Source organism: Pokkaliibacter sp. MBI-7 (genome assembly GCF_029846635.1).
Taxonomy (GTDB): Bacteria; Pseudomonadota; Gammaproteobacteria; order Pseudomonadales; family Balneatricaceae; genus Pokkaliibacter.
The window spans coordinates 2,144,334-2,166,266 of sequence record NZ_JARVTG010000001.1 but is presented as its reverse complement, the minus strand read 5'-3'; the positions used below and the strand labels follow the sequence as shown (position 1 = coordinate 2,166,266).

Annotated in this window: 19 protein-coding genes; 13 read left to right on the top strand and 6 right to left on the bottom strand. The window is 55.9% G+C overall.

What is annotated here, in order from left to right:
• Positions 1–29: 29 nt before the first annotated feature.
• The 3 genes from QCD60_RS09685 to typA all read right to left on the bottom strand — a co-directional run bounded on the left by QCD60_RS09685 (position 30) and on the right by typA (position 2,975).
• Positions 30–482 (bottom strand): alpha/beta fold hydrolase, encoded by a 453-nt coding sequence (locus QCD60_RS09685; protein ID WP_279784691.1) that lies wholly within the window; start codon positions 480–482, stop codon positions 30–32.
• Positions 470–1,006 carry an alpha/beta fold hydrolase gene (locus QCD60_RS09680; protein ID WP_279784689.1) on the bottom strand — a complete coding sequence of 179 codons (537 nt, stop codon included), beginning with the start codon at positions 1,004–1,006 and terminating at the stop codon, positions 470–472. Before QCD60_RS09680 ends, QCD60_RS09685 begins: the two co-directional genes overlap by 13 nt.
• 160 nt (positions 1,007–1,166) lie before the next feature.
• Complete coding sequence (typA, locus tag QCD60_RS09675) at positions 1,167–2,975, bottom strand: translational GTPase TypA (RefSeq protein ID WP_279784687.1); 1,809 nt, start codon at positions 2,973–2,975, stop codon at positions 1,167–1,169.
• A 670-nt stretch (positions 2,976–3,645) separates the two neighbouring features.
• Here typA and glnA point away from each other — a divergent pair.
• The 4 genes from glnA (at position 3,646) to trmL (ending at position 8,285) form a co-directional block, all read left to right on the top strand.
• A complete protein-coding gene (gene glnA, locus QCD60_RS09670; RefSeq protein WP_104155462.1) occupies positions 3,646–5,052 on the top strand; it encodes a glutamate--ammonia ligase in 1,407 nt (468 codons plus the stop codon).
• A gap of 165 nt (positions 5,053–5,217) precedes the next feature.
• Positions 5,218–6,297 carry a nitrogen regulation protein NR(II) gene (gene glnL / locus QCD60_RS09665; RefSeq protein WP_279784685.1) on the top strand — a complete coding sequence of 360 codons (1,080 nt, stop codon included), beginning with the start codon at positions 5,218–5,220 and terminating at the stop codon, positions 6,295–6,297.
• Complete coding sequence (glnG, locus tag QCD60_RS09660) at positions 6,281–7,708, top strand: nitrogen regulation protein NR(I) (RefSeq protein WP_104155464.1); 1,428 nt, start codon at positions 6,281–6,283, stop codon at positions 7,706–7,708. The genes glnL and glnG overlap by 17 nt, the downstream gene beginning before the upstream one ends.
• 112 nt (positions 7,709–7,820) lie before the next feature.
• Positions 7,821–8,285, top strand: a complete 465-nt coding sequence (trmL, locus tag QCD60_RS09655; protein ID WP_279784682.1) for a tRNA (uridine(34)/cytosine(34)/5-carboxymethylaminomethyluridine(34)-2'-O)-methyltransferase TrmL — start codon at positions 7,821–7,823, stop codon at positions 8,283–8,285.
• Between the two features lie 88 nt (positions 8,286–8,373).
• Here the strand turns inward: trmL and QCD60_RS09650 are convergent, their stop codons facing one another.
• A complete protein-coding gene (locus QCD60_RS09650) occupies positions 8,374–10,020 on the bottom strand; it encodes a methyl-accepting chemotaxis protein (RefSeq protein ID WP_279784680.1) in 1,647 nt (548 codons plus the stop codon).
• 391 nt (positions 10,021–10,411) lie between these two features.
• Between QCD60_RS09650 and QCD60_RS09645 the strand changes: the two genes are divergently transcribed.
• The 3 genes from QCD60_RS09645 (at position 10,412) to ubiA (ending at position 13,259) form a co-directional block, all read left to right on the top strand.
• On the top strand, positions 10,412–11,689 hold the full coding sequence (locus tag QCD60_RS09645) for an HDOD domain-containing protein (protein WP_279784678.1): 1,278 nt from the start codon (positions 10,412–10,414) through the stop codon (positions 11,687–11,689).
• Positions 11,690–11,788: 99 nt separating this feature from the next.
• Positions 11,789–12,319, top strand: coding sequence for a chorismate lyase (locus QCD60_RS09640; protein WP_279784676.1), 531 nt, complete (start codon positions 11,789–11,791; stop codon positions 12,317–12,319).
• Positions 12,320–12,398: 79 nt separating this feature from the next.
• A complete protein-coding gene (gene ubiA / locus QCD60_RS09635; RefSeq protein WP_279784674.1) occupies positions 12,399–13,259 on the top strand; it encodes a 4-hydroxybenzoate octaprenyltransferase in 861 nt (286 codons plus the stop codon).
• Positions 13,260–13,343: 84 nt separating this feature from the next.
• On the opposite strand, the gene cysQ is transcribed toward ubiA, so the two are convergent.
• Positions 13,344–14,210, bottom strand: a complete 867-nt coding sequence (gene cysQ / locus QCD60_RS09630; protein WP_279784672.1) for a 3'(2'),5'-bisphosphate nucleotidase CysQ — start codon at positions 14,208–14,210, stop codon at positions 13,344–13,346.
• Between the two features lie 39 nt (positions 14,211–14,249).
• The gene (locus QCD60_RS09625) at positions 14,250–14,732 is read right to left on the bottom strand and encodes a GNAT family N-acetyltransferase (RefSeq protein WP_279784670.1); all 483 of its coding nucleotides are present in this window, start codon (positions 14,730–14,732) and stop codon (positions 14,250–14,252) included.
• A gap of 229 nt (positions 14,733–14,961) precedes the next feature.
• Here QCD60_RS09625 and yrfG point away from each other — a divergent pair, with 229 nt between their 5' ends.
• From yrfG to QCD60_RS09595, 6 genes are all read left to right on the top strand, one after another.
• Positions 14,962–15,624, top strand: coding sequence for a GMP/IMP nucleotidase (gene yrfG, locus QCD60_RS09620; protein ID WP_279784668.1), 663 nt, complete (start codon positions 14,962–14,964; stop codon positions 15,622–15,624).
• Between the two features lie 88 nt (positions 15,625–15,712).
• A complete protein-coding gene (gene hslR / locus QCD60_RS09615) occupies positions 15,713–16,126 on the top strand; it encodes a ribosome-associated heat shock protein Hsp15 (protein WP_104155473.1) in 414 nt (137 codons plus the stop codon).
• Between the two features lie 136 nt (positions 16,127–16,262).
• Positions 16,263–17,153: an Hsp33 family molecular chaperone HslO gene (gene hslO / locus QCD60_RS09610; protein ID WP_279784665.1), complete on the top strand. Its 891-nt coding sequence runs from the start codon at positions 16,263–16,265 to the stop codon at positions 17,151–17,153.
• Positions 17,154–17,456: 303 nt separating this feature from the next.
• Entirely contained in the window at positions 17,457–19,019 is a 1,563-nt protein-coding gene (locus QCD60_RS09605) for a phosphoenolpyruvate carboxykinase (protein ID WP_279784663.1), read from the top strand.
• Between the two features lie 202 nt (positions 19,020–19,221).
• Positions 19,222–19,701 carry a hypothetical protein gene (locus tag QCD60_RS09600; RefSeq protein ID WP_279784661.1) on the top strand — a complete coding sequence of 160 codons (480 nt, stop codon included), beginning with the start codon at positions 19,222–19,224 and terminating at the stop codon, positions 19,699–19,701.
• A 377-nt stretch (positions 19,702–20,078) separates the two neighbouring features.
• Entirely contained in the window at positions 20,079–21,725 is a 1,647-nt protein-coding gene (locus QCD60_RS09595; protein ID WP_279784659.1) for a methyl-accepting chemotaxis protein, read from the top strand.
• Positions 21,726–21,933: the final 208 nt, after the last annotated feature.

Below are 21,933 nucleotides of genomic sequence, written 5' to 3'. Positions count from 1 at the left end.
ATGTGCCAGTTAATAGCACTTGCTAGCCGTCAGGCCAATTTAAGTGAGAAATAGTGCGTGGCTCTGACCAGGTTATCAAGAATACCCGCCTCAAACGCGCTGTGACCTGCCTGATGGACAATATGCAGCTCTGCATTAGGCCAGTGTTTGTGCAGTAAATAAGACTGTTCAATTGGACACACTGTATCCAGGCGGCCATGGATCAAAATGGCAGGTATATGTCGAATTGTTTCCATGGCATCCAGGATGGGGTGCTCCTTTAGAAAGCCATAATTAATCAGATAATGGGTATGAATGCGGGCTTTGGCTAATTGATCCTCATGCTCATGTCCAAGCTGGCTTTGAGGGTCTGCAAAGGAGCGTCGTAACCACTGATTCCAGCTACGAGCAGCTTGCATGGCTTCTAATTCATTGCCGCTTTGCAATCGCCGGTAATAGGCAGGCAAAACGGCTGACTTTTCTTGATCCTTTAAAGGCTGCAAAAGTGCGTCCCAAATATCGGGGAACAATCTGCTAGCGCCATTTCCGGCAGCATAGCTCCAGTCGATATCTTTTGGCCGGCAGCATAGCTCCAGTCGATATCTTTTGGCCGGCAGAGGAAAGTACCACGCAGAATACATCCAGAAACCTGCTGCGGCTGACGCTGTGCGTAACTTAGTGCCAGGGCCGCTCCCCATGAGCCTGCAAACAGTAGCCATTGTTCAATGCCCAGATAGCGGCGGATAGCCTCAATGTCATCAACGAGATGGTGTGTTGTGTTATTGACAAGGCTGCCGTGCGGCGTAGAACGGCCACAGCCACGCTGATCAAAGAGAATGATGCGGAAGCGGCCAGGATCAAAGAAACGTCGGTCAGCACTGTTACAGCCGCTGCCTGGGCCACCGTGAATGACAAGGACAGGGATGCCTCCGGGATAACCACATTCTTCTATATAGAGCGTATGCAGAGGGTCAACAGCTAGCTTGTGCTGCGCATAAGGCCCAATTTCAGGAAAGAGAATGTGCATCGTGACCCACCCTTTCTAAATGTGCTTAACGACATTTAGCCACAGTATAGGTCAGGTAAAGTGAGTCTTGTTTTATCCAGAATCGATATAGCGGTAAGACAGCATGAAAAAGCCCCTGGCTCTTCCGAGGCAGGGGCTTTTTGCAGGGCAGGCGAAGAAATTAACGAGAGGCGCGTTTGCGCTCGTTCTCAGTCAGGAATTTCTTACGGATGCGAATGCTCTTTGGTGTGATTTCCACCAGTTCATCATCTTCAATGAATTCCAGAGCCTGTTCCAGAGAGTGGCGTACCGGTGGAGTCAGCAGGATGTTCTCATCGCTACCAGAGGCGCGCACGTTGGTCAGTTGCTTGGCCTTGGTGGGGTTGACGGTGAGGTCGTTGCCACGGCTGTGCAGACCGATCACCTGGCCTTCATACACTTCCAGGTTGGGAGCAATGAACATGCGACCACGGTCCTGCAGACTGAACAGGGCGTAAGCCAGGCTCTTGCCGGTAATGTTGGAAATCATGACGCCATTGATACGCTGTACTGCTGGACCGGCTTTCACTTCATCATAGCTGTCGAAGCTTGAAGTCATGATACCGGTACCAGAGGTCAGGGTCAGGAACTGGTTACGGAAGCCAATCAGGCCACGTGAGGGAATGCGGTATTCAATACGGACGCGACCAGCACCATCGATCTGCATGTCACGCAGGTCGCCTTTGCGGCGGCCCATCTCTTCCATGACAGGGCCCTGGTAGGCTTCTTCACAGTCGACGACTACCTGCTCAAATGGCTCCATCAGCACACCGTCGATCTCTTTCTGAATAACTTCAGGACGAGATACTGCCAGTTCATAGCCTTCACGGCGCATGGTTTCGATCAGCACTGACAGGTGCAGTTCACCACGGCCAGAGACGATGAACTTGTCTGGGGTATCGCCCTGGCGTACACGCAGAGCTACGTTGTGCAACAGTTCGCGCTCAAGACGCTCTTTGATGTTGCGCGACGTGACAAACTTACCTTCACGGCCAGCGAACGGAGAGTCGTTTACCTGGAAGCACATGCTGACGGTAGGTTCGTCTACGGTCAGGGGAGGCAGTGCTTCAACGGCATCGGAGGCACACAGTGTGTCGGAGATGTTGAGCTCGTCCATACCGGTAACACAGATGATGTCACCTGCTTCCGCTTCTGGTACTTCGATACGCTCCAGGCCCAAATAGCCCATCACGCTCAGAACGCGACCAGAACGGACTTTGCCATCGATATCAACGGCTTTGATCGGAGTGTTGGTGCGGATGCGGCCACGGCTAACACGGCCGATACCGATAATGCCCAGATAAGAGTTGTAATCAAGAGCAGAGATCTGCATCTGGAAGGCGCCATCGGCATCAACAGCGGGTGCTGGAACCAGATTGACGATTGCCTCAAACAGCGGAGTCATATCGGCAGCCAGGTCTTCATGAGAGGTACCAGCGATACCATTCAATGCTGAAGCATAAATGATAGGGAAATCCAGCTGCTCATCAGTAGCGCCAAGACGGTCAAACAGATCAAATACCTGATCTACAACCCAGTCAGGGCGAGCGCCTGGACGGTCAACCTTGTTGATGACAACGATAGGCTTGAGGCCGCGAGCAAAGGCTTTCTGAGTAACGAAGCGCGTTTGAGGCATGGGGCCATCAACCGCGTCGACCAGCAACAGTACAGAGTCAACCATCGACAATACGCGTTCTACTTCGCCACCGAAGTCCGCGTGTCCGGGGGTATCGACGATATTGATGCGATAGCCGTTCCAGTTGATGGCAGTGTTCTTGGCCAGGATGGTAATGCCGCGTTCCTTTTCCTGGTCGTTGGAGTCCATCAGGCGCTCCTGACCCTCATCACGGCGGGTAAGGGTGCCGGACTGCTGCAGCAATTTATCGACCAGTGTTGTCTTACCATGGTCAACGTGGGCAATAATGGCGATATTGCGTAATTTCTCGATCACAAGGGAAATCCTGCTTGTTTACAGAGTCTGCTCAGGGCAGACGGAAAACCGGCATTATACTTGACTCCGGTCATCTTGGTGACTGTCAATTCAATAATGTGGCGATATATTAGCCATTTTTTCTTCTGTGCCTTTATGTCATGCGCAAAGTGATCGCCTCTCAATGGCGTCGCGTTATATCCGCAGAACATCACGTCTTTATTACAGTGGCTTCATATGAGAAGCCTGATCAGCAGAGTAAGGGGCAGGATCGCCTGTTCTGAGTGGCGTGGTTGCACCAAATTTGCGCCAATCTTCTCCTTTTATCTGCTTGCAATACTTCACAAGGAGAATGAATGCACCAATAAGTGGCATGATTTGATAAATGTGCACTATATTGGTTCTGTGTATGGCGCAAAATGCGTGCACGTGAAATTAAAATCTATATAAATCAAAGGTTTGCTGATTTGGCACAGGCGTTGCTTTGTATAAAGCGACTCAGTTGACAGCAACAACTTTGATGGAGGCGCAAGCCTCCAGCTTTTTTACCCGAGGCTGGATTCCATGCTCAGTGAGTTAAGAAACATCTGAGCGGATGTCTGCGAGAGGCCCGGTGCAGTATGAAGTTGCTGAGAGAACCGAATTTGTACCACGTTATGTAGTGCATTGCCCCAAACTGCGGAGACAGATCATGTCAGTTAAGTCCCTGAATCTGATCAAGGAAAATAGTGTTAAGTGGGTTGACCTGCGTTTTACCGATTTCAAAGGTAAAGAACAGCACGTCACCATTCCTGCTGCGTCTGTAGACGAAGAATTCTTCGAAAATGGTCAGGCTTTTGACGGCTCTTCCATCTCTGGTTGGAAAGGCATTCAGGCATCTGACATGATCATGCGTCCTGATGACGCTTCTGCCGTACTGGATCCCTTCACCGAAGAACCTACTCTGATCCTGTATTGCGACATCATTGAGCCTTCTACCGGCGAAGGTTACGAGCGTGACCCTCGTTCTTTGGCCCGTCGTGCGGAAGAGTACCTGAAGTCAACCGGTATCGCTGACACCGCTTTCTTCGGTCCTGAGCCCGAATTCTTTATCTTCGATTCCATCACCTGGAACGTTGATATGTCTGGCTGTGGCTACAAGATCAAATCTGAAGAAGCTGCCTGGGCAACCGACCACGAATTTGATGGCGGCAATACCGGTCACCGTCCTCGTGTTAAAGGCGGTTATTTCCCCGTTCCTCCCATTGACTCTGCGCACGAGCTGCGTACTGCCATGTGTAATGCCATGGAGTCTATGGGTGTAGAAGTAGAAGTTCACCACCACGAAGTGGCGAATGCTGGTCAGAACGAAATCGGTACCAAGTTCGACACACTGGTACGTCGCGCTGACAAGACTCAGATCCTGAAGTACTGTGTACACAACACCGCTCACCTGTACGGCAAAACGGCTACTTTCATGCCTAAGCCCATCGTAGGTGATAACGGTTCAGGTATGCACGTTCACCAGTCTCTGGCCAAAGATGGCGTTAACCTGTTCGCAGGTGAAGGCTACGGTGGTCTGTCTGAAATGGCGATCTATTACATCGGCGGTATCATCAAACACGCTAAAGCACTGAACGCTTTCTGTAACCCGCTGACCAACTCTTACAAGCGTCTGGTTCCTGGTTTTGAAGCACCTGTTATGCTGGCTTACTCTGCCCGTAACCGCTCTGCCTCTATCCGTATTCCTCACGTTCAGAGCCCCAAAGCTCGTCGTATCGAGACTCGTTTCCCTGATCCGGGCGCGAACCCCTACCTGTGCTTCGCTGCACTGATGATGGCTGGTCTGGACGGTATCCAGAACAAGATTCATCCGGGCGAAGCGATGGACAAAGATCTGTACGATCTGCCTCCAGAAGAAGCCAAGGAAATCCCAACCGTGGCTGAAAGCCTGAGCGAAGCGCTGGCTGCCCTGGACGCTGACCGTGCGTTCCTGACCAAAGGTGGTGTGTTCTCCGACGACGTGATCGACGCCTACATCACCCTGAAAAAAGCAGACGTACAGCGTCTGAACATGACCACTCACCCGATCGAGATGGACATGTACTACTCCGTGTAATCCGTCAAGCGGATGACACAACACAAGCCCCCGCGTGTCGGGGGCTTTTTTTTCCATGAAGGGGCAAGACTGGAAGATTGCTCGCACCAAAATGATGCGTTGACGAGGGTGTCAGCCCAGCCAATCCGGGTATAAGGATTGCAAGTGGATTCGTGGGATAGTGTCATGGCTAAGAGTATGTTTTATCGATATTTACTCGACAATATGTCCACTGCGGTATTGCGTCTGGATAACCAGTTAAATCTGGAGTATCTGAATCCCGCAGCGGAGATGCTGTTGCAGGTGAGTGGCAAGCGCTTCATGGGGGCGCATATCAGTGCACTGTTTCGGGACACCGCTGAAGCGATGGTGGTGTTGGAGGAGTCAGCGCGTTCTGGTCACCCCTTTACCCAGCGAGAGGCTCATCTGACGTTACACCATGGTCAGCAGATCACGGTTGATTACAGCGTCACACCGCTAGCTGACGAAGAACATGCACTGATTCTGGAGTTACAGGCACGGGATCGCCTGCTGCGAATCACCCGTGAAGAAGAAATGTATGCCAAGCAGGAAACCACCCGCGAGCTGGTCCGTGGCATGGCCCATGAGATCAAGAATCCACTGGGTGGGATTCGCGGGGCGGCGCAGCTACTTGAGCGTGCTTTGCCTGAAGAAAGCCTGAAGGAATATACCCAGGTCATCATCGAAGAGGCCGACCGCTTGCGTAATCTGGTGGATCGCATGCTCGGGCCGCGCATTATGCCGCACTTCGATTATGTCAATATTCACCAGATCATCGAGCGCGTATGCAGCCTGATCACCGCGGAAACCGGCGGCACCATTGAATTTGTTCGCGACTACGACCCCAGCATTCCTGAGCTGGAAGCGGACGAAGAGCAGTTGATTCAAGCCGTGCTGAATATTGTCCGTAATGCCATGCAGGCGTTGACCGAATCGGGTACGGACGAGCCGTGCATTACCTTGCGTACCCGTAGCGTGCGTCAGTTCACCATGGGGGCGGAGCGGCACCGGCTGGTATGCAGCCTGAGCATTATTGATAACGGTCCCGGCATACCGACACATATGCTGGAAAATATCTTCTATCCCATGATCAGTGGACGCGCCAGCGGCACTGGTCTTGGCCTGTCCATTGCGCACTCGATCCTGCATCAGCACCAGGGGCTGATCAAATGCGAGAGTCAGCCAGGACAAACCCAATTCACCCTCTTTATTCCACTGGAGCAGGAACATGGCCAGCGAGACTAATGTTTGGATTGTCGACGATGATCGCTCCATCCGATGGGTACTGGAAAAGGCTCTGGCCCAGGCCGGTTTGCGGGCTCAGTCTTTTGAGTCGGCAGATCAGGCGCTGCGTCAGTTAGGTCGGACTACCCCGGATGTGCTGTTGAGCGATATCCGTATGCCAGGAACTGACGGTTTCGGTCTGCTGGAGCGGGTACAGAATGAGCATCCCTCGCTGCCGGTGATCATCATGACGGCGCATTCCGATCTGGAAAGCGCCGTCGCGTCCTATCAGGGCGGCGCCTTTGAATACCTACCCAAGCCCTTTGATGTCGATGAGGCCGTGGCGCTGGTCAAACGTGCTATTGCGCACTCCCGTGAAAGTAAGCTGCCTGAGCCTGAACCAAATAATCAGGTCAGCAAGGACATCATTGGCGAAGCGCCGTCTATGCAGGAAGTGTTCCGTGCCATCGGTCGTCTGTCTCATTCCAATATCACCGTGCTGATCAACGGTGAGTCGGGTACGGGTAAGGAGCTGGTGGCTCATGCGCTGCATCGCCACAGCCCGCGTTCGCCACAGACCTTTATTGCCTTGAACATGGCGGCTATTCCCAAAGATCTGATCGAGTCAGAACTGTTTGGTCACGAAAAAGGGGCCTTTACCGGTGCGGCAACCCAGCGCCGTGGCCGCTTTGAGCAGGCCAATGGCGGCACCTTGTTTCTCGATGAAATCGGCGATATGCCGATGGATACCCAGACTCGTCTTTTGCGCGTGCTGGCCGATGGTGAGTTCTACCGCGTGGGTGGGCACACGCCAGTCAAGGTTGATGTGCGTATCATCGCTGCTACTCACCAGAATCTCGAGAATCTGGTCAAGGACGGGCGCTTCCGTGAAGACTTGTTCCACCGCCTTAACGTCATCCGTATTCATCTGCCTCCCATGCGTGACCGTCGTGAAGACATCCCGCGTCTGGCCCGCCACTTCCTGGCCAAGGCTGCACAGGAGCTGTCGGTAGAGCCCAAGACCCTGCATGGTGATACGGAAGCGTATCTGGGCACCCTGAGCTGGCCCGGTAACGTGCGTCAGTTGGAGAATACCTGCCGCTGGCTGACGGTGATGGCATCGGGTCGTGAAGTATTGATTGATGATCTGCCGCCGGAGTTGCTGGCGGAGCAGCCTTCTACACCCCATGCATCCATCAGCTGGGAACAGGCCTTCCGGCAGTGGGTAGATCGTGCTCTGGCACGGGGGCAGAAAGGGATTCTGGAAAGCGCGTTACCCAGTTTCGAGCGGATTCTGATCGAGACTGCACTCAAGCATACCCTTGGACGTAAGCGGGATGCTGCGGAGTTGCTGGGCTGGGGACGTAATACCCTGACCCGCAAGATCAAAGAACTGAATATCGAGGACAGCGGCGACGACAGTGATGACTGACGCCTGCCCCCTGCCTGTGAAGCGCTGACTGTGCCAGCAGTAAGCGGCCCACCTCGGTGGGCCGCTTACGTTATAATCCCGCTCCTGTTGTTGTCCTGCGGGTAAATCGTTGATGCTGCATATCATCCTGTTCGAGCCGGAAATTCCTCCCAACACCGGCAATATCATCCGCCTTTGTGCCAATACCGGCTTTGCCCTGCATCTGATTGAGCCGCTGGGCTTTGAACTGGATGACAAGCGCCTGCGTCGTGCCGGGCTGGACTATCACGAATTTGCCGAAGTGAAGAAATACCCGTCGTTGCAGGCGGCACTGGCAACCATTCAGCCGACCACTGCCTATGCCTTTACCACCAAAGCCAGTCATCCCTACAGCGAAGTGAGCTTTCAGCCCGGTGATGCGCTGATCTTCGGCCCGGAAAGCCGCGGCCTGCCTGCCGAGGTGCTGGCGCAGTTCACGCCGCAGACACGTCTGCGTCTGCCCATGCTGCCAGACAGTCGCAGTCTCAATCTGTCCAACACGGTTGCTGTTGCGGTGTACGAAGCCTGGCGTCAGCTTGGTTTCAGCAATGGCCGCTGAACGGTAGCTGAGACCGCTCACTGCCAGCCCTGAGCAGGTTCATGGCAGGTGAATGGCGGCCTCAGCTAAACAAACGGATGGTCAGGCATTAATGTGTGATGTCCTGCGCAGGCGCCAGACGGAAGAAGGCCAGTCGGTCTTGTAGCGCCTGCGCCATGGCCGCCAGCTCCTCACTGGAGCGCGCCAAACCCTCTGCACCGGCGCTGGTTTCAGCTGAAACATCGCGGATCTGGTGCAGGCTGCGATTCATTTCATCACTGACAGCCGTCTGCTGCTCTGCTGCGGTAGCAATCTGCACTTCACGGTCGTAGATATGCTGCATGTTGCTGACAATGCCTGTCAGTGCCTGCCCACCATGCTGTGCCCGGCTGACACTCTGCTCGGCCTGCTCGCGTCCTTGCAGCATACCCTGTACCGATTCGGTAGCCAGTTGTTGCAGCTGCGCGATCATGTCCTGAATATCGACGGTTGATGCCCGGGTGCGATTGGCCAGATTACGCACTTCGTCGGCAACAACGGCAAACCCGCGGCCCTGTTCGCCCGCACGTGCAGCCTCAATGGCGGCGTTCAGCGCCAGCAGGTTGGTCTGTTCGGAAATGGTGCGAATGACATCCAGAATGGCGCCGATGCCGTTGCAGCGTTCCTGCAGCTGCTCGATGTGGGCGGCGGTATTGGTGACATTGCCAGCCAGCTGCTGAATGCCATCAATGGAGGCTTCGACGGCTCTTTGTCCTTCATCGCACTGACGTTTGGCCTCATCCGTTGTGCTGGCTGCGGAGCTGGCATGCAGTGCCACATCATGTACGGTCTGGGTCATCTGATTCATGGCCGTGGCCAGACTGTCGATTTCGGCAAACTGCCGTTGCATACCTTCCTGTGTCTGTTCGGTGCTCACCGCCAGCTCCTGCGAGGTGGCCGCCAGCTGCTGGCTGGCCTGCTGGATATGGCTGACCATCTGTTGCTGGGTATGAATCAGGGTGTTGAAGTCTGTGGTCAGCTGGCACAGTTCGTCCTTGCCCTGCCAGTGCAGTTGAGGGGTGAGGTCGCCGTCAGCGGTCCGTTGCATGGCTGCAGTCAGCAGGCGCAGAGGCTGAGTGATACTGCGGCTGATGGTGCGGGTGATAACGATGACCAGCACGGCAGCTATCAGTAGTACCAGTATGGCGCGCGTCGCTTCACGCCAGAAAATGCTATGAATATCTTCGATATACAGCCCGGTACCGACAGTCCAGCCCCAGGGTTTGAACTCCTTGACGTAGGACAGCTTGTCCTGAGGCTGGTTGAATTGTGGCCCCTGATAGGTGTAGGCAACGAAGCCTGCACCCTGCGCCTGTGTCACCCTGGCCATTTCCTGCCAGTGCAATTTGCCTGATGCATCACGTACCTTACTGACATCCTGGCCTTCCTGCTCCGGCTTCATCGGATGCAATACCAGATGCAGCTGGCGGTCGTGTATCCAGAAGTACCCTTTGTCTCCATAGCGAAGACCACGAATATTTTTCAAGGCCAGTTGCTGGGCTTGGGCGCGGCCCAGTTGTGGCTCCTGCTTGCTGGCCTCATCAATAAGGCTGTAGGCCGTGTCTGTCAGCTCCTGCAGTGCCTGACGCCGTGATGCGAGCAGTTCGTCCTGCAGTTCCCACAGTGAATAACTCTGCGCCGCTATCAAGGCGATCAGAGCGAGGCCGATAATGAGATTGAGTTTGGTGGCGACACGCACCGAACGGATCCATGCCATGGATATTTCCTGAATACGATAGACGTGTGGTGACGCGCGCTTGCTAGGCACGGCCACACGGCTGTGGGCTCCTGAGGCCAGCAGGCAGGCTGACCGTTTGCGCGGCAGTATGACGATATTGTGGCAGGGGCAAGACGATACAGATCAAAGTTTGGCCACTTCGCTGCTGTGTTGGCGTTATTCGTGAATGGTAAAGCGGGCAGGCGATGGTGCGATCTTTTGGTCGCAGGGCTGCACCACCGGGGTGACAGTCCATGAGAATGGCTCATAATAGAGCCTTGGCTTGAAAATCTTGACAGGATGGAAACACTTTGATGGATGTGGGGCAGTGGAAACGGCGGTCGACAACCGGCAGCCGGGCAACCAATGCAGTGTTCGGGAGTAATGACTCATGGCTGTAGTTCAGGCGCGTATTGCCATACTGGAAGACAGTCGGGGCAAGGTATTGGTGATTCTGCCAGAGCAACAGCTACTTCACCTGGCCCTGCTCAACCACAGTTACCAGCGTGCGCTGAAAGCGGCGCAGGTGGGACAGGTGAAAAAGGTTTTTGTCCCTACACTGGTGCGCCAGGCACAGTTTATGGACAAGCTGTTGTCATTACCGCTGATTCTTGATCATGCCCTCAAAGACGCGGATGTACTGGCCATCTATGAACCCATCAGTGGTCTGCGTTTCGAGCTGGAACGCAGCCGTCTTACCCATGCACAAGTCTTTCGCTTTGCTCTTACTCCTCATCAGATTGACTCGCGCCTGCCGACGCAGGACGACGAGCAGGCCATCCTGCTGGCGGTAGACCGCTTTACCTCGCTGCGCATCAAGGAGCGGCTGGCCGATACCCTGGAAATTCCGCCGCTGCCTCTGACGGCACAGAAAATCATCATGCTCAGCAGTAATCAGGAAGCTGGCGCCAACGAGCTGGTGCCGCTGGTGGAAGCAGACCCGAGTCTGGCCGCGCAGGTCATCAGCTGGGCATCATCGCCTTATTATGCGGCGCCGGGCCGGGTGCAGTCGGTGAAAGATGCCATTGTGCGGGTGCTCGGTTTCGATCTGGTGATGAATCTGGCGCTGGGTCTGGCACTGAACAAGACTCTCAAGGTGCCCGCCGATGTACCGCAAGGGGTGGACTCCTACTGGACGCAGGCGGTGTGTTGTGCCACGGCCATGGAGGCGCTGGTCAAGGTGATGCCGCCTGCGCATCGCCCCAGTGCTGGTATGAGCTATCTGGCGGGGCTGCTGCATAACTTTGGCTATCTGGTCCTGGCCCACGTATTCCCTCCGCACTTTTCGCTGATTAATCGCTATCTGGAGTGCAACCTCAATCTGGCCTCCCACTATGTGGAGAAGCAGGTGCTGGGCGTCACCCGTGAGCAGGTTGGCGCCTGGTTACTGCAGTGCTGGCAGTTGCCGGAAGAGGTCTGGACCGGCATGCGCCACATGCACAACAGTGACTATCGTGGTCCGCATCAGGAATACGCCCATCTCCTCAACCTCGCCCTGAGCTTGCTGCGCGAGCAGGGGATAGGTCATGTGCCCGGCGAGAGCACTGATGAGGTGCTGTTTGAACTGCTGGGGCTGGAGCCGGAACTCTGCCGTGATGCCATCCGCCATATGCTGGATGAACGCGAGCAGCTTAACCTGATCGCCGAGCGTCTCTCGCTGTCGGCCTGACCGGCTGATATGGCCGAATGGCTCCCGCCTTCGCAGGTTGCGTGATGGTGAAGGCGGGGTATAGTGGCGCAAGTCTGTCTGCTCCGAATGGTTGTTACCGTGTCTGATGCCCCCCCTACCTTTCTGGCTGAAGTCAGCTGGTTCGCTGAATCTCCCGCTGATCTGTCCCCGCCCCTACTGGACTGGCTCTGTGATCAGGGTTCCCTGACACGACGTCTGCAGGCGGTTGATCTCGATAGTTTTACCGTGGAAGTGGTGGCGGAGGCATGGCAGCCGCTGGATGCTGAAAGCGCCAGCTATATGGTGACCGCTGCAGAGCAGCGGGTCTGGGTCAGGGATGTCTATCTGCATCTGTTCGGTCAGCCCTGGGTTCAGGCCCGCACGCTGGTCCCGGCTTCTACCCTTGCCGGTCCGGGTCAGCACTTGCAGCGGCTGGGTGATAAACCATTGGGTGCGGCGTTGTTTCGTCATGGTCAGCCGGACCGCACTCCCTTGCAGCTAGGGCGAGCCAAAGCGACGGAGCAGGGGGAAGATTGGCTTTGGGGACGACGTTCGACATTTTTTCTGCAGCAGCATCCGTTGGTGGTGATGGAGTTCTTTTTGCCGCCGCTGCTGGAGCATCTACAATAGCCCGCGCTTCCCTCTCTGCCCGGCCCAGTCTTCATCGCTATCGTGGTCGGGCGGTATCGTCACCGCTGGAGATGTTTCCATGACTGACCGCCTGCATGCCTATATCCAACTGATGCGCGCCGACCGCCCGATCGGTACTTATCTGCTGCTCTGGCCCACCCTCTGTGCCCTCTGGCTGGCAGCGGAGGGCATCCCGCAGCGAGCCAATCTGCTGATCTTTGTGCTGGGGGTATGGCTGATGCGCTCGGCCGGTTGTGTTATCAATGACTTTGCTGATCGGCGGGTAGACGGCCATGTGGAGCGTACCCGAAATCGGCCACTGGCAACGGGGCGGGTATCCGGCAAGGAAGCAGTGATCCTGTTTGTGGTGCTGTCCCTGATAGCGTTCGGTCTGGTGTTGCAGACCAACAGCTATACCATCGAGCTGTCATTCGTCGCCCTCGGGCTGGCGTTCTGTTATCCCTTCATGAAGCGCTTTACTCATCTACCTCAGGTGGTGCTGGGCGCCGCCTTTGGCTGGGGGATTCCCATGGCGTTTGCCGCGGAAAGTAACCATGTACCCTTGATCGGCTGGTTGCTGTTCCTGGCCAATCTGACCTGGACGGTCGCTTACGACACCTTCTATGCCATGGTGGATCGTAATGATGATGAGCTGATTGGAGTGAAATCCACCGCTATCCTGTTTGGCCGCTATGACCGTCTGATCATTGCCGTGCTGCAGGGCATTACCATCTGGTTGCTGGCGGTGATTGGTGAGCTGGCGGGGCTGGGGAGCTGGTACGGCTGGGGGCTGGTGATTGCCATCATATTGTTTGTCTGGCAGCACTGGCACACCCGTCATCGTGAGCGTCAGGCCTGCTTTCACGCTTTCCTGCATAACCACTGGGTAGGCATGGTGATCTTCGTGGGGCTGCTGCTGGATACCTGGCCGACGCCGTAACCCCGTCAGACAGGCTCCTTCCTCCTGATCAGCAGACACCACTTCCGGTGGTGTCTGTTTTCCCTGATTCGCCGGGCTGGCCCGTTACTGACGGTGCTGATGGTCAGGATGCTGCCCGGTAATGCCGGCCAGAATCTCCTGCCAGGGCCGTTGCGTGTCGCCAACAGCGATAAACGACGGGTTAGTCAGGTGTGAGCGCTGATTGTAGCGGAGCGCCTCGAAGTGAAAATCCATCAGGCGACCGCCCGCGGCCTCCAGCACTGCCTGGGCGGCTGCCGTGTCCCATTCGGATGTCGGTTTACCGCGGACATAGACATCCGCCAGCCCCTCGGCAATCAGGCAGAGCTTGAGTGAGCTGCCCATGGTCGTCAGGGTGACCGGCGCCAGCTTTTCCAGCCGCTCTGTTACCCAACTGTCCAGCGTATCCTGATGATGGCGGCTACCCAGCTGGGTCAGGGCCTTGTAACCCAGAATGGGTCTGACACTCAGCGGGTGTTGCTTACCCTGACGGGTCTGCTTGTAGGCGCAGAGGGCAGGTGAACCGGCTACGCCGGGTGCCCCCACATAGGTGCTGCCGCTAACCGGCACATGCACCACGCCCAGCACCGGGCGCCCGGCATCAATCAGGGCAATGTTGACGGTAAATTCGTCATTGCGCTTGAGAAACTCCCTGGTGCCGTCCAGCGGGTCGATCAGCCAGTAGCGTTGCCAGCGCTGGCGTTGTTCTGCCTCGGGCAACCGCTGTTCTTCACTGAGCAGCGGGATGTCGGGGGTCAGCCGTTGCAGGTTAGCCTTGATCAGGTCATGAGCAGCGACATCGGCTTCGGTCACGGGGGACTGGTCATCCTTGTGCTGCACCTGCACATCGGCCCGCTGGTACACCGCCATGATGGCCTTACCGGCCTCGCGGCTGATGCTGAGCAGGTGGGGGATGAGCTCCAGTACGTCCATAACAGTCTCCCTGGCAGTGAAAAAGGTAAGGCAGTGGCTTCAGCTGTTGGCAAAGTTGAGCAGTGCATCGCCCGTCAAACGGTACAGCACCCATTCATTCTGGGGCTCGGCGCCAATGGATTCATAAAAGCCGATGGCCGGGGTATTCCAGTCCAGGACTGACCACTCGAAGCGGCCACAGCCACGGGCGACCGCCTGTTGGGCCAGATGCTTGAGCAGTGCCTTGCCTGCGCCCACCTGACGATAGGCCGGAGAAATATACAGATCTTCCAGATACAGGCCATTGCGACCGAGCCAGGTGGAGAAGTTGAAGAAGTACACAGCATAGCCAACGGGCTCGCCATCCACTTCACAGATCAGGCCGTGGGCGGTGGCGTCGTCAGCAAACAGACTGGCTCGCAACTGCGCTTCGTCGGTCAGTACTTTGTCTTCGGCTTTTTCATAGATCGCCAGCTCGGTAATCAGCTGCAGAATGGTGGCGGAATCGTCAGGAAGTGCCTCGCGGATGTGAATACGGCGCATTCGATTTTCCTAAGGGCTGTGGGAAAATAGCGGAGGTCTGCTCCTGCAGGCAGGGTGACCACGATGGGGGGAATTATCCCATGCGACTAAAGTGCAGGGGAACCCTTTGCCGGTGCGCTGTAAATGCAGGTCGCACCGTTTTACAGTGAATACGCTAACGATGACGTCTAACAACAGTGCTGATTCGCGAGGTTAACCGCCGTGGACAGTCCTGGGGAACCCTTGATTTATGCTTGACTGGACGACCATTGATACGGTGCTGCTGGACATGGATGGCACCTTGCTGGATCTGCACTTTGACAGCTATTTCTGGCTGGAGCATCTGCCCAGACGCTATGCCGAAATTCACCGGCTGTCGTCTGAAGAGGCGGCCTCCATTCTGAATGAGCAGATCATGGCACAGCAGGGCACGCTGAACTGGTACTGCGTCGACTACTGGAGCCGCGAGCTCAATCTGGATGTAATGGCTCTCAAACAGGAAGTGCAGGACAAGATTGGCTTTCGCCCGCACGTGCAGGGCTTTTTGCGCGCGCTGCGCTGTGCCGGAGTGCGGTCGGTCATTGTCACTAACTGCCATCCCGATCTGGTGCTGATGAAGTTCGGCAAGACCGGGCTGGATCAGCTGGTGGATGAAGTGCTGATCTCCCACTCCTTCGGCAAGCCCAAGGAAGACCCCTCGTTCTGGCGTGATCTGCAGCAGGTCGAGCCGTTCAACCCGCTGCGTACGCTGCTGATTGATGACAGTCTGCCGGTGCTGCGTTCGGCCGCGACCTTCGGCATCGCCCATTTGCTGACGATCGGACAGCCAGACAGCCAGCAGCCGGTGCGCAAGATTGATGAGTTTCCGGTGCTGCATTCCTTCCGTGATATTCAGCCCAGTAATGATGAGTAAGTAGGCTGGTCGTCAGCCTGTTTTTTGCTCGCTTTGCCCCCATTTATAGCGGCATACGGCAGTTTTCCTATTTACATAACGAGGCACGATGAGCAAGAAAGATATTGCCCAGGATGATGAGGGCGTTCGTCTGGACAAATGGCTGTGGGCCGCCCGCTTCTTCAAAACCCGTAATCTGGCCAAGGAGGCCATTGAGGGGGGCAAAGTGCACTATAACGGGGCAAAGGGGAAGCCAAGCCGACTGGTGGAAGTGGGGGCACAGATTAATCTGCGTCAGGGCTGGGACGAAAAGACAATCGAAGTGCTGGTACTGTCTGACCAGCGGCGGCCTGCGCCAGAGGCGCAACTGTTGTATCAGGAAACGGCAGACAGCGTCGAGCGCCGTGAGCGTGAAACGGCACAGCGCAAGGCCAACTCGGGGGCGCTGGTCAGCGACCACCGTCCGAGCAAGAAAGAGCGGCGGCAGATTGTACGGTTCAAGTCCGACGTCTTCTCTGGCTGATGCCGGGCAACGGCGAGCCATGCCGGCGGGCATGGTATACTGCGGCCTTTATCTAACGACACCAGGCTCCAGACCTGGAACCTGAAGGAAAGCCGCCAGCCTAATCAGGCTGAATGGCTTTCAAGCGAGACTGTGCATGAGTAATCCCGATCAGATTCAACGTTTTCTGTTTGATGACACCCAGGTGCGTGGCGTCGTCACCGGCCTGCAGCAAAGCTATCAGGCGATACTGGCGCGCGATAGTTATCCACGTCCGGTGCAGTTGCTGCTGGGTGAAATGATGGCCGCCTGTGCTGCCATCAGCACCATGATGAAGTTCGACGGACGGTTGTCGATCCAGGCCCGTGGAGAAGGGGCGCTGAGTATCATTCAGGCAGAATGTGATAATCAGGCCGATATTCGCGCTATTGCCCGCTGGCAGGGTGACATCAGTGATGAGCTGCCACCGCTGCAGCTGCTGGCTGAAGGCGGGCGTATGGCGATCACCATTGAGCCTGCCAATGGTAAACGCTACCAGGGTGTCGTAGCGCTGGAGGGGGATACTCTGGCGGCCTGCCTCGAAGGCTATTTCAGCCGTTCCGAACAGTTGCCAACCCGCTTCTATCTGACTGCTGATGGCAAGGATGCAGCGGCCGTGATGCTGCAGGCTCTGCCTGAACAGAGTCATCAGAGCCGCGAAGAATATCAGGAAGACTGGGCACGTCTGACGACACTGGCAGATACCCTGACGCCAGAAGAAATGCTGGGCCTCGACAATGAGACCCTGCTGACCCGCCTCTATCATGAAGAAACCGTGCGTACTTTCCCGGCCATGGATATGCGCTTCTACTGCGATTGCAGCAAGGAGCGATGTGGTGCGGCTCTTGCAACCCTGGCTCGTCAGGAGCTGGATGAAATCTTTGAAGATGAGCCACTGATCCGCGTGCACTGTCAGTTCTGTAACGAAGAATACTGCTTCGATCAGGCCGACATAGAAACGTTGTTCAACCCCAACGCCAGCCAGGGCGATCCGGGTGTGCTGCACTAATCCCTTCAGCTGACCCGTCTGGCCGCTCTTTGGTGTTTTGGGTGAGTGGTGGGCGGATCACTTCAGCACCTGTTTACTCTGTGGAAAGCCTATGTGGTGCTGTAGCGATGCAGCACCACAACGGCAAAAATGGGCAAGTATTACCACTTTATTGCGGCATATTTGCTCAACCTTAATACAAAGAATTGTGGCATAATGCCGCACCAAAGCCCTAACTGACGCCAAATAATGGCAAGCAGCCGTCAGGCTGACTTAAAAAACACAGGGCAAAAAAGGCACTCAACACCTAGGGAAGTCACTAGCATGTCAAAAACGCTTGATGAGACCAACAAGCTCATTCACTGTAATCTTGCGCCTGCCAAACTGATCGAATTCGCCCTGCGTCGTGGCGAAGGTCGTCTGTCCCACTCCGGTGCTCTGGTAGTGGAAACCGGTAAGCGTACTGGCCGTTCGCCGATGGATCGCTTCATCGTAGACGAACCTTCCACCAGCGATCTGATCCACTGGGGGGCGGTCAACCGTCCTTTCCCTGCCGATAAATTCGATGCGCTGTGGGAGCGGGTTGAAGAGTATCTGGCGGATCATGAGCGTTTTGTTTCCTATGTGCATGTGGGTGCCGGTGAACAGCACTACCTGCCCGTGAAGATGACCACCGAGACAGCCTGGCAGAACCTGTTTGGCCGTTGCCTGTTCATCAACCCTGACAACTACAACCCCAAGACCAAGGAAGAGTGGCAGATCATCAATGCCGCTGGTTTTGAGTGCGTGCCCGAGCGTGATGGCACCAACTCCGATGGTACCGTCATCATCAACTTTGCCAAGCGCAAGGTGCTGATCGCCGGTATGCGTTACGCCGGAGAAATGAAGAAAGCCATGTTCTCGGTGCAGAACTTCCTGCTGCCAGAAAAAGACGTGCTGCCCATGCACTGTTCTGCCAACGTCAGCGACGATAACGAAGTAACCCTGTTCTTCGGTCTGTCCGGCACCGGAAAAACCACCCTGTCTGCTGATCCAAGCCGCTACCTGATTGGCGATGACGAGCACGGCTGGGGCAAGGGCGTGGTATTCAATCTGGAAGGCGGTTGCTATGCCAAGTGCATCGACCTGTCCGAAAAGAACGAGCCTATCATCTGGAATGCTATCCGGTTCGGTACCGTTCTTGAGAACGTTGTGCTGGATGACGACCATGCGCCTGACTATGCCGACAGTTCACTGACACAGAACAGCCGTGCCGCCTACCCGCTGGAGCATGTCGACAAGCGCACCGAGACCAACATGGCCGGTGAGCCCAAGCACATTATCTTTCTGACCTGCGACCTGACCGGTGTCCTGCCTCCGGTATCGGTGTTGTCTAAGGAAGCGGCTGCCTATCACTTCCTGTCCGGGTACACCGCACTGGTCGGTTCTACCGAAATGGGATCAGGCGGTGGCATCAAGTCCACTTTCTCTACCTGCTTTGGTGCGCCCTTCTTCCCACGTCCTGCCGGTGAGTACGCTGAGCTGCTGATGAAACGCATTGAAGAGTTCGGATCGAAAGTGTATCTGGTCAACACAGGTTGGACTGGTGGCTCTTACGGTACCGGCAAACGTTTCAGCATTCCGACTACCCGCGCCATTATCAACGCGATCCAGACCGGCAAGCTTGACGGCGTTGAAACCCGCCGCCTGCCTGGCATCAACCTGGATGTACCGGTTGCGGTTGAAGGCGTGGAAACCCGTCTGCTGAACCCCAAAGATACCTGGGAAGACGCTGGTAAATATGACGAAACTGCAGCAGGTCTGATCAAGCAGTTTGTGGATAACTTCGTTGCCAAGGGCTTTGAAGTGTCTGCCGAGGTGCTGGCGGCTGGTCCTCAGCTGGACTAACGCGCAGCCCTGTGGCACAAAGAAAAGGCTTCCTTCGGGAAGCCTTTTTTGTTTATGCCGTGCGTCAGTCTGCGTGCGCTAAACACTGAGCCGGAAGGAGGGCGTATGTACAGGCCCCTTCGGTATCCATGGTCTGATCGAAAGTCTGTTGCCGGTCTGCCTGGTTGTGGATCATCCCGCACAGACTCAGAGGAGTCCTGAAATGAAATTAGCTCTGGGGTTTGTCACCCTGATATTGAGTGCCAGTGCGCTGGCCGCTCCGTCCACACCTCATTGGCCCGCCCGGCCTGCCTCTATCGAGCACAACGCGATGGATCAGGGCTGGGAAGCAACCAGCGAACAGCTGGAGCAGCAGTGGCAGCAACAACGTGAAGCCCGCTTATGGATTCCCGGTAAAGCCGGTCGTCTGGGGCGTGATCTGGCTGCTAAGGTCGAATCGCTTGGCGAGCATATCCATCTGGCCAGTTCTGCCGCAACAATGGGCACTCCGTCGACGGGTAAGACCAAGATCACGGCAGGGAAAAGCAGCACTAGTGACAATTCCGCATCCGATGACAGCAGTGCTGCCCCTGTACCACCGCCTCAGGAAGGCAAGTCCACCAGTTCCGGCAGTGATGGCAGTTCGTCCAGCCAGTCTACCGGGGAGAAAATGCCGACGTTTTCCATACCGGTTAATTCGTGAGACGCCGGCGCAACCGCCCGGCCTGCTCGTAGCAGACCCATCCTCTGTCATTCTCTGTGGGGGTCCCCAAGACCGTGAGGGCACCCCTGGCTCATCTTCCAGTGTGTCGTCAGGACGGCACAGATTGGCGTCGCTGTGGTCGTACACCCCGTGGACTTTTTTACAGGTAGCAGAGTGCTGTTACTGAAGCTGTGGGTTGGCGCCATTGGAGTGGTAATTGTCTGTTGATTCAGGGCCCGGGTAATTGGCGTAGACAGCGCCAGCCCCTATAACGATGAGATAGTAGCTGCTATATGAAGGGCTGCTTTGTCCTGAACAACGTATTGACGTATCACAACAGGGATGTACCTCAACACACAATAACAAGGGTGGCTGTCATGTCCTGGTTTACCAATCTGCGTATTCGCTGGAAGATTTCTATTCCACTGTTTGTCACATTACTGATTTCCCTCGCGATCACTTTTCAAAATAGTCTGGCCTTCCGTGATCTGACGGACAGGGTGTATCACAGCACGGTCGAGTTTCTGCCGGCGGTGCAGCTGCTGCTGAACGCTGACCGCGACATGTATCAGGCGCTGGAAGGCGAGCGGGGCGCGATTGTTGCTGAGCCGGGGTCCGACACCTACAACGCCTTCATCAAAGAATTCAAAGAAAATGTCGGGCAGGTCAAAAAGCGCACCGATCAGTTCGGCGAGCTGATCAAGGATCCGGACGCGCGTCAGCAGCTTAAACACTTCCAGACAGAACTGCAGCGCTGGCAAAAACAGGCGGAACAGATCATCAGTCTGTCTGCCAGTAGTGATGCCGCCAGTCGCCAGCAGGCGGTTGCGCTGAGTTTCGGCGACGGCCGGGCGCTGTTCGACAGCACCCGCGACTTACTCGATAAACTGGTGGACTGGACGTCAGAAAATGCCGACTTTATCGGCCAGAACGCCATGATTCAGGCGCAGTCGTCGAGCACCAATCAGCTGGTGGGCGGCCTGATCATCTGTGCGCTGCTGCTGATCATCAGCATCTTTTTACCGCCCATGGTGACCCGTCCTCTGCAGAAGGTGCAGCAACGTATTGATGATATCAGTCAGGGTGAAGGGGATCTGACCGCTCGTGTTGAAGTGCGTAGTGGCGACGAAGTGGGCCAGCTGGCCAGTGCGTTTAACCAGTTCGTTGGCAAGCTGCACGGCATTGTCAGCGAGGTGGTCAGTCAGACTGGCAGACTGACACAGGCAGCGGAAGAGTTGCGCCAGACGGCGGGCAAGGCCAGCAGCATTTCGGTAGAGCAGAATGCGGCAGTGGAGTCCATTGTTGCCGCGGCGACTGAGATGAATGCGGTGGTGACCCACGTAGCGCAGAGTACTCAGGCAGCTTCCGATGAGGCGAATCAGGCGGACAGTCATTCTCAGCATGGTCAGAAGGTGGCCAAGTCGACCCTCGACAGCATGCAGCAGCTGCTGGGGAATGTAGAGAACGCGGGTTCGCAGATTCGCAATCTGTCCAACGATGTCGCACAGATTTCGTCTATCCTGGGCATCATCCAGAGTATTGCCGAGCAAACCAACCTGCTGGCGCTCAATGCCGCCATTGAGGCAGCCAGGGCTGGTGAGCAGGGACGTGGCTTTGCGGTGGTGGCCGATGAGGTGCGCTCGCTGGCCAGTCGTACCCAGCAATCGACACAGGATATCCACGCCATGATCGAGCGCCTGCAGGTGGGTGTGCAGGGAGCGGTCAATGCCATGGAGCAGGGCTCGCATCAGGCACAGGGCACCGCAGGACATGCGGGAGAGATGGAGCAGGCGCTGCAGGCTATCGCGCAGGCCATTCGCCATATTCGGGATATGAGCCTGCAGATTTCCACCGCTTCCGAGCAGCAGAGCAGCACCACGGACGATATTACCAAGCACATCACCCATATTGGTGATCTGTCCCGTGACAATGCCCGCGAAGCGGAAAATGTGGCCAGTGCCAGCCAGCATCTGACCGAGCTGTCGACGGATTTAAGCCGGGTATTGGGGCAGTTCCGTCTTTGAAACACAGGCGCGGGTATATCAGAGATACATGCTGATCAGCCAGAAGCCGACCGCTGACCCGCCGTTCCAGACAGCCGCCATCGCGCGGCTGTTTGTATTTGTGTGTATGGAAGGGGGTTATCCGGCAGGGCTAACAGGGCGCTTTCCCTAGTGATATCAGTGTTTTTCTGAAATATTACATGCTCGTAATATTTGGATAATGTTATGT

Bases quoted from the DNA above. Each gene is read 5' to 3' on its own strand.
- yrfG (WP_279784668.1), top strand. From the start codon at position 14,962: ATGCTTGACTGGACGACCATTGATACGGTGCTGCTGGACATGGATGGC.
- trmL (WP_279784682.1), top strand. From the start codon at position 7,821: ATGCTGCATATCATCCTGTTCGAGCCGGAAATTCCTCCCAACACCGGC.
- QCD60_RS09650 (WP_279784680.1), bottom strand. From the start codon at position 10,020: ATGGCATGGATCCGTTCGGTGCGTGTCGCCACCAAACTCAATCTCATT.
- QCD60_RS09600 (WP_279784661.1), top strand. From the start codon at position 19,222: ATGAAATTAGCTCTGGGGTTTGTCACCCTGATATTGAGTGCCAGTGCG.
- ubiA (WP_279784674.1), top strand. From the start codon at position 12,399: ATGACTGACCGCCTGCATGCCTATATCCAACTGATGCGCGCCGACCGC.
- QCD60_RS09605 (WP_279784663.1), top strand. From the start codon at position 17,457: ATGTCAAAAACGCTTGATGAGACCAACAAGCTCATTCACTGTAATCTT.
- hslO (WP_279784665.1), top strand. From the start codon at position 16,263: ATGAGTAATCCCGATCAGATTCAACGTTTTCTGTTTGATGACACCCAG.
- QCD60_RS09595 (WP_279784659.1), top strand. From the start codon at position 20,079: ATGTCCTGGTTTACCAATCTGCGTATTCGCTGGAAGATTTCTATTCCA.
- cysQ (WP_279784672.1), bottom strand. From the start codon at position 14,210: ATGGACGTACTGGAGCTCATCCCCCACCTGCTCAGCATCAGCCGCGAG.
- QCD60_RS09625 (WP_279784670.1), bottom strand. From the start codon at position 14,732: ATGCGCCGTATTCACATCCGCGAGGCACTTCCTGACGATTCCGCCACC.
- glnG (WP_104155464.1), top strand. From the start codon at position 6,281: ATGGCCAGCGAGACTAATGTTTGGATTGTCGACGATGATCGCTCCATC.
- QCD60_RS09680 (WP_279784689.1), bottom strand. From the start codon at position 1,006: ATGCACATTCTCTTTCCTGAAATTGGGCCTTATGCGCAGCACAAGCTA.
- QCD60_RS09645 (WP_279784678.1), top strand. From the start codon at position 10,412: ATGGCTGTAGTTCAGGCGCGTATTGCCATACTGGAAGACAGTCGGGGC.
- hslR (WP_104155473.1), top strand. From the start codon at position 15,713: ATGAGCAAGAAAGATATTGCCCAGGATGATGAGGGCGTTCGTCTGGAC.
- glnA (WP_104155462.1), top strand. From the start codon at position 3,646: ATGTCAGTTAAGTCCCTGAATCTGATCAAGGAAAATAGTGTTAAGTGG.
- glnL (WP_279784685.1), top strand. From the start codon at position 5,218: ATGGCTAAGAGTATGTTTTATCGATATTTACTCGACAATATGTCCACT.